This window comes from Streptococcus sp. 2018037 (assembly GCF_019754195.1).
GTDB lineage: Bacteria > Bacillota > Bacilli > Lactobacillales > Streptococcaceae > Streptococcus > Streptococcus hashimotonensis.
The window spans coordinates 1-9,802 of the sequence record NZ_JAIJZQ010000042.1 but is presented as its reverse complement, the minus strand read 5'-3'; the positions used below and the strand labels follow the sequence as shown (position 1 = coordinate 9,802).

8 protein-coding genes are annotated in these 9,802 nt (G+C 41.8%); all 8 read left to right on the top strand.

Features of this window, described 5'->3' with window-relative positions; translation table 11 throughout:
- Positions 1–575: 575 nt before the first annotated feature.
- Positions 576–3,665 (top strand): SEC10/PgrA surface exclusion domain-containing protein, encoded by a 3,090-nt coding sequence (locus K5Q29_RS10320; protein WP_105139524.1) that lies wholly within the window; start codon positions 576–578, stop codon positions 3,663–3,665.
- A 228-nt stretch (positions 3,666–3,893) separates the two neighbouring features.
- On the top strand, positions 3,894–4,994 hold the full coding sequence (locus K5Q29_RS10315; RefSeq protein WP_105139523.1) for a hypothetical protein: 1,101 nt from the start codon (positions 3,894–3,896) through the stop codon (positions 4,992–4,994).
- A 166-nt stretch (positions 4,995–5,160) separates the two neighbouring features.
- Positions 5,161–5,604, top strand: a complete 444-nt coding sequence (locus tag K5Q29_RS10310; protein WP_012774904.1) for a zinc-dependent MarR family transcriptional regulator — start codon at positions 5,161–5,163, stop codon at positions 5,602–5,604.
- Positions 5,605–6,309 (top strand): metal ABC transporter ATP-binding protein, encoded by a 705-nt coding sequence (locus K5Q29_RS10305; RefSeq protein ID WP_024404806.1) that lies wholly within the window; start codon positions 5,605–5,607, stop codon positions 6,307–6,309. It abuts the gene before it with no gap.
- A complete protein-coding gene (locus tag K5Q29_RS10300; RefSeq protein ID WP_002936593.1) occupies positions 6,302–7,114 on the top strand; it encodes a metal ABC transporter permease in 813 nt (270 codons plus the stop codon). The genes K5Q29_RS10305 and K5Q29_RS10300 overlap by 8 nt, the downstream gene beginning before the upstream one ends.
- A gap of 9 nt (positions 7,115–7,123) precedes the next feature.
- The gene (locus K5Q29_RS10295; protein WP_044759031.1) at positions 7,124–8,632 is read left to right on the top strand and encodes a zinc ABC transporter substrate-binding protein AdcA; all 1,509 of its coding nucleotides are present in this window, start codon (positions 7,124–7,126) and stop codon (positions 8,630–8,632) included.
- Between the two features lie 102 nt (positions 8,633–8,734).
- Positions 8,735–9,205, top strand: a complete 471-nt coding sequence (locus K5Q29_RS10290; RefSeq protein WP_172699682.1) for a CopY/TcrY family copper transport repressor — start codon at positions 8,735–8,737, stop codon at positions 9,203–9,205.
- A 234-nt stretch (positions 9,206–9,439) separates the two neighbouring features.
- Positions 9,440–9,649 (top strand): heavy-metal-associated domain-containing protein, encoded by a 210-nt coding sequence (locus tag K5Q29_RS10285; protein WP_105139520.1) that lies wholly within the window; start codon positions 9,440–9,442, stop codon positions 9,647–9,649.
- The last annotated feature ends 153 nt before the right edge of the window (positions 9,650–9,802 follow it).

The window sequence follows — 9,802 nt, the reverse complement described above, 5'->3', positions numbered from 1 at the left end:
ATCCCTTTAGGGATAATGGCAAGTAGTACGAATGCCTCTTTAAGAGGCTAGTGACGAGTCAAAAGCAGTGAGGCTTGAACAAAGTGAAAGCCAGCGTCTTTAGGCGCTGGCTGGTGATGTGGGCTTACAGCCCTTGTTCAAACCACCCGTTTGACGGGTGGTCATGATTTTGTACGGTGGGTAGTTTTTTGTGGCTCAGAATATTTCTGACATTGTAGTACTGTTAGATTTGCTATAATACTTCTACTTTACTACGTTGATAATGGGAAAACAGTTGTTTCCTGTATTTAAGGTGTTGATTAATTTGGGAAAGGATGTATTTGTTTCTTGTGGGCTGATGACAAGCTTTCATGGGGCTGTTTGAGGATTTCTCTAAGCGGTGAAAGTTTTGTCATGGGGCTGTTCTTCTTATCTCTTATTGTCTTGGAAAAGTATGTAAAATTTTTAGGTGTTTTTTTGACAAATAAATGAAAATATTGCACAAAATACTTGACAAATCGCTTGTTATACTAGTATAACAAGGCTTGACTTTACAGCCAAGCCTTTCCTAATTGCTAAAAAAGGAGATTCAATTGATGGGCAAGAAACTGATAAAGAGCACAGCTATTGGAGTAGCGTCTCTTAGCTCATTTGTAATTGCAAATGGTGTGCATGCTGAAGAAGCTGTAAATACCCCTACAAGCCCTGTAGAGAGCCCTGAGGTGTCTCTGACAGCTAGTGTAGGTATCGAGACGGTATCAGGTGTTATCGTGACCAATGGTACTGCTGCTGTAACAGAAACACCGACTGAAGCAACAGTTGATCAGGCGGCTAGCATTAAGACTGCTGCTGACCAGGCTGTAACTGATCAGACAGCTGTGGTGGTGGATGCGAGTGTTGCCGAAGAAAATGCCGCAAACGTGGTTGAAAGGTCCACTGAAGTGGTTGCAGAGGCTGAAACAAACAAGGCCGAAGCAAGGGATGAGAACATTGCGAATGCTGAAACAAGGGTGGCTGATACGCAAACAGCTATCTCAGAAGCTGAAAGTAATGCTACTCAAGCTGCTCAAAACACAGCTGAAGCACAAGCAAAAGCCGATGATGCACAAGCTAAAGTAAATAGTGACCAAGCGGCCATTGACGCTCAAGAGACTGTTGTGGACAATGCTCAAACAGCTGTGGATAATGCACAAGCAGTTCTAGATGGCACAGGTAAAGAGACAATTATCGCAGAACGTGATAATGCTGCAAGTGACCTTGAAGTTGCTAGAGCAGACGAAACCAAAGCTCAAAGCGACCTTACTAAGGCTCAAGAAGCTGATGCAAAGAAAGCAAGTGACTTGGCAACTGCTAAAGCAACCGAAGCAACTCAATCTGCTACAGCTAGCCAAACTGCAAGCGACCTTGCACAAGCACAAGCAGACGCTACTAAAGCAGCAGCTGACTTGGTAAATGCCAATACGGCAGTTGATAAGGCCCAGAAGGCACTAGACGGTACTGGTGCAGCTGCAATCATTGCAGAACGTGATGATGCACAAGCTGACCTTACACAAGCTCAAGCAGACGAAACCAAAGCTCAAAGCGACCTTACAACTGCACAAGCCGCAGATGCTAAAAAGGCCAGCGACATCGCAAGCCTTACTGAAACTAAAACACAACAACAAGCTACTGCTGACCAAACAGCTACAGCCCTTGCAACAGCACAAGCAGATGCAAAAACCAAAGCAGACGCAAAAACAACTGCCGACAACAAAGTGGCAGACCTTACAGCTCAAATCGATGCTATCGAAAACATGACAGTGCCAACATTGTCACAAGATGTTATCAATGCGTATAAGGCGTTTGTGGCAAGTAAAACAACTGCCAACAAAGATGCATTGTTTGATGCAATTCAAGCATGGTATAACACACAACCGTTTTCAAATTTAGTTTCACCAATTGATAAAACAGTTGTTGATCCATCTAGCTTAACAGAAGAACAAGTAACAGCATTGTCACAATATAGTGCATATGTGATGAATAATCTTCGTCAACAAGTATGGGGAAATTCTGCTCAACTTGTAATCGTAACAACAGATTCTATTGATGCTGCAATGCAAATTGCCAAAAATTATACAGCTGAAAATAAATCTACATTAGACCATAGTTATACAGCATTAAGGAATGATGGTAATGCAAATGTAACATATTCAACAGAAAACATTGGACTTATCTCAACAAATACCACCACAATGACTGAATTGTACAAAGGTATTCTTGAACTTGCAACATATACATTGGGTACAGATTATAACCAAAATTACGGTCACGTAATTGCAACATTGGGTTATGGTACAACTCCAAATGTAAAACGTAGTACAGCATTTGTAACAAGTGTAACAGCAAGTGGTACAGGTCGTGCACATACAATTGTATTTACCGATAATGCCAATGTAAGTAACACTATCGCTGCACCATACGACACAACAGCCCTCAAGGCTGAGTTGGCAACGGCTAAGACAGTACAGGCTCAAGCGACACAAGCTGACAACCACGCACAAGCAACCCTTGCTAGTGCAACAACTGCTAACAACCAAGCTCAATCAGCTTTACAAGCAACTACAGCTCAATTGACTGCTTTGAAAACTACTGCTGACCAAACACCAGCGGTACAAGCTACCTTGACAAGTGCAACCGCTACTCGTCAAGCCGCAGAAACGCGCCTTGCTGCTGCTCAACAAGCCGTTGACAACCTCAATGCTGACGTAGCAACCAAGACTAAAGCCCTTGAAGATGCGAAATCGGTTCAAGCAAAAGCTGTCGCAGCAGACACAAGTGCCAAAGCAACTCTTGCTCAGGCAAGAACTACAAATGACAAGGCTCACTCTGCACTTGCTGCAACTCGTGCAACCATTGCAAGCCTTGAAGCAATCGCAGACCAAACACCAGCCGCCCAGGCTACCTTGACAAGTGCAACCGCTGCTCGTCAAGCTGCTGAAACTCGCTTGGCTAAGGCTCAACAAGCTGTTGACAACCTCAACGCTGACGTGGCAACCAAGACTAGAGCTCTTGAAGATGCGAAAAGTCAATTGGCTGCTGAAGAAGCAAAATTGGCTCAACTGAAAGAAGCTAAGTCTACCAGCGAAGTCGTTCTTGCAGAAGCTCAGTCGAAAGTAGAGGCATTGAAGGCTGAAGAAGCTAAGATTGCAGATGAAATTGCTGTATTGAAAGCGCAACTTGCCGAACAATTGGCTAAGCTTGCAGCACTCAAAAATGCTGACCAAGTCCTTGCAGATGCTCAAGCAGAGCTTGCAAAAGCTATCAAGGCTCACACTGCTGCTAAAGCAACCCTTGACGCTGAAATCGATAAGTTGGACCAATTCTTGAAGAACCAACGTGATGCTAAAGCTCAATATGAGGCTGTGAAGGAGGCTTATACCCAAGCACAGATTGTGGCTCAGAGACAAGCTATCAATGATGCAGGCGGTCAACCGATTGCTATCACAGATAAAGTTGGTAAGATTGTGGGCTACTTTGATGGCAACCAAACTGCAGGTACTAAGCTACAGCCAATCACTTATAGCAGAGTTGAAAAGTATAGACAGCTGCCACAAACGGGCTCACAAGAGAGCCTTTTGGTATTGTTAGGCTACACGGCCCTTGCTGGTCTTGGACTAGGTTATGCAAAAAAACGGAGAAGAGGATAGGAAAGAATGGCAGAATAATTGGCGCGGAGTAATGCTCAAATTTCACAACTGCGTGATCATGCAGAGCGACTTCGTAAAGGGTAGGCTCATTTGGAAGATCCCGCGGCAAGGGTAGCTATCCAGAATGCGCGAGCTAATGAAAAATTAGCTAACATGGAGCGTTACGGCGTCCATGCAACTATTCGCTGATTCAAATGAACTGGAGAAGTCCTGGTTTGTAGGAGAAAGATGAAAAAGAAATTATTAAGATTAGGTTTTGTAGCCTTGTCAGTTTTGGTGTTAACGGCTTGTCAGGTGGGAACGAAAGAATATCTATCTGTTTCTTTTAAGGGGTACGATGGTTATGGAACTGCAACCGTATCTCTTGATAGGGAGGAGCTGGTTGCCAAACTTTATGGGAAGGATGCAACAGATGAGGAACAAGATGCTGTCCATGATGGGGTGTCTGTTTCAGTAGATGGCTCTGAGGCATTGAGCAATGGAGATAAGGTAAAAGTAACAGTTGATGTGGATAAGGAATCGGCTGTGGCTAGTAAGATAAAATCTGAAACCTATACCTACGATGTATCGGGTCTTACAGAAACAACAGAAATTAGTTCTCAGGATCTGGTAAAAAAGCTGGCAGTTACTTATACTGGCATTAGTGGTCAGGCAGATTATCCAGAAATCAGTATTGACAGTACTATTCTCTATCCTATTGGGGAGAATGGTGATGATATATTGAAACCTTCCGCAAGCAATAGTACACCAATTTCGAATGGAGATATGATTGCTTTTTCGGTAGAGAAAGCAGAATTAGCCATGAATACAGGCTATGTATTGACAGATGATAAGGAAATTAGTCTTGAGGTTTCTGGTTTGGATAAAATTCCTGATACTGTTAGTGAAATTAAAAATCTAGCTGACTTGCTTGCTATTGCCCAAGAGCAGGCTGAAAAAGATTTTGCAGAGGAAAACCTTACCAGTCAGTATAGTTTGAAGCGTCATCATATTTTTTATCGTCATGACTATCAAGAGACTAAAGGGTGGAAGAATAGTTATTATGGGGATTTAGCTATTGTTTATGAGTATGTTAATGCAAAAGAAGATTCTTTTGTCAAAACTTCAACAGATTTCTATGTTTACAATTTCTCTAAATTGATTATTGACAAGGATGGTATTGTTACACTAGAAGCACCGAGTGAACTAGATAAAGATAAAATGGTTAAACTATCTGCTCAGTCGGATCATTTTTATCGTGATAGTATCGATGATGTCTATGCAAGCTTGACTAATCTCGAGTATAGGGATGTTACAACAGAGGTGGAATCTGCTGTTAACAGACAGTAAGAATAGTTTGATATGAAGGAACACTGAGAAATTGGTGTTTCTTTTTTATTAAGAGGGCTTATGAGTTGCTATGGATAGATCTACTCTTTTTCAGTAAATTTTCCTTGTTTTTTTGTTTTCTATGTGGTATACTTAACAAGTTAATTAAAAGGTTAAGGGGATGCCTATGAATCGTATTGCATTAGAAATTGAGAAGTACCTGCACGAGATTGTTTTGAGTTCGGAGAATCAATTGGAGATTTTGGTTGGTTCTTGTCAAAGCACGGTGAAGTTGACGAATACGCAGGAGCATATTTTGATGCTTATTGAAAAGGCTGCATATACTAATACTGAGATTGCTAAGGAGTTGAATGTTAGTCAGGCTGCGATCACGAAGGCTACAAAGTCATTAGTTGCTCAGGGGTTATTGGTGGCGGTTAGAGATGATAAGGATGCTCGTATTGTTCGCTTTAGTTTGACTGAGGCTGCTAAGCCTATTGCTGCAGAGCATGCTCATCATCACGCGCATACCTTGGAAGCTTATGAAGAGCTTTTGGAAAATTATAGTCTCGAAGAGCAGGAGTCAATTGCTCGATTCTTAAGTGAGTTAGTGGAGAAGATTAGAAAATAAATGAGATATATTACTGTGGAAGACTTGTCGTTTTACTACGACAAAGAACCGGTTTTAGAACATATTCATTATTATCTTGATAGTGGGGAATTTGTGACTTTGACTGGTGAGAATGGCGCAGCCAAGACAACCCTTATTAAGGCGACTTTGGGAATATTGAAGCCCAAACAAGGGAGGGTTTCTATTGCTGAGAAGAGTATAAAAGGTAAGAAGTTGAGAATGGCCTATTTACCTCAGCAAATTGCAAGTTTTAATGCTGGTTTTCCGAGCACGGTTTACGAATTTGTAAAATCAGGGCGTTATCCTCGACAAGGTTGGTTTCGTCGTTTGACAGCCCATGATGAGGAACATGTTCGGATTAGTTTGGAATCAGTTGGAATGTGGGAACATCGGGATAAGCGCTTAGGTGCCTTGAGTGGTGGGCAGAAGCAACGTGCGGTCATTGCGCGTATGTTTGCCTCTGATCCAGATATTTTTATTCTGGATGAACCGACAACAGGGATGGATGCAGGGACCAAGGATGCTTTTTACCAGCTCATGCATCATTCGGCTAAGAAGCATGGAAAGTCGGTTCTGATGATAACTCATGATCCTGATGAGTTGAATAGGTATGCTGATCGAAACATTCACTTGGTTCGTGATCAGCAGTCTCCTTGGCGTTGTTTCAATGTTCATGAAGCGGATGAGGAGGTTGCCGATGTTTGATCTATCTGTATTTCATTATGACTTTATGCAGCGTGCTTTCCTGGCAATCATTGCGATGAGTCTGTTCTCGCCTATTTTGGGGGTCTTTTTGATACTCAGACGACAGAGTTTGATGTCGGATACTCTTAGTCATGTTTCGTTGGCGGGAGTTGCATTTGGTTTGGTATTGGGGATTTCACCAACGCTTTCGACTGTTCTTGTCGTTATTGTGGCAGCTGTATTTTTAGAGTATTTGCGGACAATTTACAAGAATTTTATGGAAATTGGGACGGCTATCCTCATGTCGACTGGTTTGGCTATTTCGCTCATTGTCATGAATAAATCTGGTGGGAAATCAGGGCTTAGCCTGGAACAATATCTGTTTGGCTCAATTGTGACGATTAGTCAGGAGCAGGTAATTGCTTTGTTTACGATTGCTGTGATTGTCATTGTGCTGACATTGCTGTTTTTACGTCCGATGTATATTCTTACTTTTGATGAGGATACGGCATTTGTAGATGGGTTGCCTGTGCGAGCTATGTCCATTGCCTTCAATGTGGTGACTGGTGTTGCCATTGCCTTAATGATTCCTGCGGCAGGTGCTTTGCTGGTTTCAACAATTATGGTGTTGCCTGCTTCTATTGCATTGCGACTTGGTAAGAGTTTTAAAGCTGTTATCTTTACTGGGATGGGCATTGGCTTTTTTGGAATGGTCATGGGGTTGCTGACTTCTTACTATGCAGAAACCCCAGCTAGTGCAAGTATTACCTTGATTTTCATTAGTATTTTCTTACTGGTGAATGTTGTTCAAAAATTTAAAAAATAAGGAGTTAAGATGAAAAAAGTTGGTTTATTATTATTGTCTGTCTCAGCTTTGCTTTTAGGGGCTTGTGGCAATAGCACGGCTTCTGAAGATGGGAAGTTGAATATTGTAACGACCTTTTATCCTGTTTATGAGTTTACCAAGCAGGTGGCAGGTGATGAGGCAAATGTTGATCTGTTGGTTAAGGCTGGGACAGAGGTTCATGGTTATGAGCCGTCAGCTAAAGATATTGCTCGTATCCAAGAGGCAGATGCTTTTGTTTATGAAAATGAAAATATGGAAACATGGGTTCATGATGTTGAAAAATCACTTGATACAACAAAGGTTAATGTGATTAGTGCGACGGAAGGGATGCTCTTGTTGCCAGGTAGTGAAGAAGGTGAGGATCACGACCATAGTGAGGAGGGGCATAGCCATGCTTATGATCCGCATGTATGGTTGTCTCCTGAGCGTGCCATCACACTTGTAGAAAATATTCGTGATAGTTTGGTAGCTAAATATCCAGAAAAGAAAGATGCTTTTGAAACAAATGCGGCAGCCTATATTGAGAAATTAGATGCTTTAGATATGAAGTATTCTGAAACATTATCTGCTGCGAAACAGAAATACTTTGTTACACAGCATACTGCATTTGCATATTTGGCTTTGGACTATGGTTTGAAACAAGTTTCTATTACAGGTGTTGCTGCAGATGAGGATCCGACTCCATCACGTCTAGCAGAATTAACAGAGTATATCAATAAATATGGTATTAAGTATATCTATTTTGAAGAAAATGCGTCAAAATCTGTTGCAGAAACACTTGCTAAAGAGACTGGGGTTCAGTTGGACGTTCTTAATCCTCTTGAAAGTTTGACGGATGAGGATATGAAAAATGGTAAGGATTATATTTCTGTTATGGAAGATAATCTGACTGCCCTTGAAAAAACAACTTCCCAAGAAGGTTCTGAAATTTTGCCAGAAGAAGGTGCTGAGACTGCGCAAACTGTCTATAATGGTTATTTTGAAGATAGTGCCGTAAAAGATCGTACTCTTTCAGATTATGCAGGTGAGTGGCAATCTGTTTATCCATACTTGCTTGATGGTACACTAGATCAGGTCTGGGATTACAAGGCTAAGATCAAAGGTGGTATGACAGCTGAAGAGTACAAGGCTTATTACGATACAGGCTACAAAACAGATGTTGATCAAATTAACATTACAGATAATACCATGGAATTTGTAGTGGGAGATAAGAAAGAAAAATTCACGTATAAGTATGTGGGTTATAAGATTTTGACCTACAAAAAAGGAAATCGTGGTGTTCGTTTCTTGTTTGAAGCAACGGATGCAAATGCTGGTAACTATAAGTATGTTCAATTTAGCGACCACAATATTGCCCCTGTTAAAACAGGTCACTTCCATATCTATTTTGGTGGAGAGAGCCAAGAAAAACTTTTGGAAGAATTGGAAAACTGGCCGACATACTACCCTGTTGGTTTGACTGGTTTGGAAATTGGTCAGGAAATGCTGGCTCACTAAGAATAATGAGAAGACTGGGCAAGATGTTCAGTCTTTCTTCTTGACAATTTTTGACTACAAATGTAAACTAAAGTTAGAAAATGATTGTTGGGAGGTGAATGTGTGGAGCAGACAATTTCTGCTGCGGAGTGGCAGGTCATGCGGGTTCTGTGGGCCTATCCTGGTGCAACTTCTCAGGAAATTATTCAGGCCTTGCAGGAAGGTTTTGATTGGCAGGCGACGACCATTAAGACACTTTTAGGGCGGCTGCGGAAGAAAAATTATTTGAGAATGGATAAGGAAACCAGCAAGTACCACTACTACCCGCTGATCAGTGAAGAGGAACATTTGCAGGGGCAGGTGGAGCTCTTACTAGCTACCATATGTTCCACAAAACAGGGGCAACTGGTTGAAAAACTGCTAGACACAGGGACATTTTCCCAAAAAAGCCTAGAAAATCTGGCCAGCAAAATCTCTCAGCTACAAAGGACTGCACCCGAGCAAATCGCTTGTCGGTGCTTGGCTGGTCAATGTACCTGTGGGCATCATCATACTCTTCGAAAATCAACCTCAGACGTTGTTGACTTGACTTGATGAGTGTAAAGCTCCGGTGGAGCTTTACAGCCTGCTACCTGAAAATGCGAAAGTAGTAGGGGTCTATCTGCTCTTGGAGAAACGAAGACGTTCGCCCAATTTCCAACCTTCAAAGGTTCGGCGAACCTTTTTGTAGCGAACAGGTTCGCTTTGTTTCCAACCTTCAAAGGTTCCCCGAACCTTTGAAGCTAGTCTGAATCTGATTTTCATTGAGTATAAAAAAGGAGAAAGAACATGAAGCAAACTTTGAAATTGAAAAACTTATCGTGTCAGAACTGTGTCAAACACGTGACCAATCACCTCTTGGACTTGGATGGGTTGGAAGAGGTGAAAATCCAGCTGGATCAGCAGGTGGCGGAGGTGGAAACCTCTGTAGCCTATGACTTGGAGCGTTACCAAGAGGTGCTGGAAGATACTATCTATGAAGTGGAAGAATTGATATAAGCGAAAAAGCAGCCGGCGGGCTGCTTTTTTCTACCATTTGTCAAGTTCATCAAGGTATTTGACGAAAAATATTTTGTGTCTCGTAATCCAAATAAGGAAATTATTTTATTTTTGACTAAAGTTTAGTGTAAAAAGTGTATACAAAAGCAACAC

Bases quoted from the DNA above. Each gene is read 5' to 3' on its own strand.
- K5Q29_RS10320 (WP_105139524.1), top strand. From the start codon at position 576: ATGGGCAAGAAACTGATAAAGAGCACAGCTATTGGAGTAGCGTCTCTT.
- K5Q29_RS10315 (WP_105139523.1), top strand. From the start codon at position 3,894: ATGAAAAAGAAATTATTAAGATTAGGTTTTGTAGCCTTGTCAGTTTTG.
- K5Q29_RS10310 (WP_012774904.1), top strand. From the start codon at position 5,161: ATGAATCGTATTGCATTAGAAATTGAGAAGTACCTGCACGAGATTGTT.
- K5Q29_RS10305 (WP_024404806.1), top strand. From the start codon at position 5,605: ATGAGATATATTACTGTGGAAGACTTGTCGTTTTACTACGACAAAGAA.
- K5Q29_RS10300 (WP_002936593.1), top strand. From the start codon at position 6,302: ATGTTTGATCTATCTGTATTTCATTATGACTTTATGCAGCGTGCTTTC.
- K5Q29_RS10295 (WP_044759031.1), top strand. From the start codon at position 7,124: ATGAAAAAAGTTGGTTTATTATTATTGTCTGTCTCAGCTTTGCTTTTA.
- K5Q29_RS10285 (WP_105139520.1), top strand. From the start codon at position 9,440: ATGAAGCAAACTTTGAAATTGAAAAACTTATCGTGTCAGAACTGTGTC.